Origin of the sequence: Geodermatophilus sp. FMUSA9-8 (assembly GCF_037034165.1) — a bacterium.
Lineage (GTDB): Bacteria > Actinomycetota > Actinomycetes > Mycobacteriales > Geodermatophilaceae > Geodermatophilus > Geodermatophilus nigrescens.
In genome coordinates this window covers 1-457 of the sequence record NZ_JBAGKE010000027.1, presented here as the reverse complement: position 1 = coordinate 457, position 457 = coordinate 1, and the positions used below count along the sequence as shown (strand labels likewise).

General features: G+C 70.0%; 1 protein-coding gene. It reads left to right on the top strand.

Translation table 11 applies throughout. The features are described from left to right. The coding region (locus WA616_RS24370) for an integrase core domain-containing protein (protein ID WP_336033948.1) at positions 1-457 on the top strand (457 nt) is incomplete at its 5' end.

The window sequence follows — 457 nt, the reverse complement described above, 5'->3', positions numbered from 1 at the left end:
CTATGACTACGTCCACTGCGCCATCGATGACCACACCCGGCTGGCCTACGCCGAGATCCACCCCGACGAGACCGCCGCCACCTGCGCCGGCTTCCTCCGCTCGGCCGCGGCCTGGTTCACCACCGTCGGCATCGACCGGATCGAGCGGGTGATGACCGACAACGCGCTGGCCTACCGGCGCAGCCGGGCCTGGCGCGCAGCGCTGGCCGATCTCGGCGCCCAGCCCCGGTTCACCCGGTCCTACCGCCCGCAGACCAACGGCAAGGCTGAACGGTTCAACCGCACCCTGACTGAGGAATGGGCATACCAGCGCCCCTTCACCAGCTCAGCCGAGCGCGCCGCCGCCTTGCCCGGCTGGCTGCACACCTACAACCATCACCGCAGCCACACCGCCCTCGGCGGACAGCCCCCGATCAGCCGGACCACCGTCAACAACGGTGCTGGGCACTACAGCTAG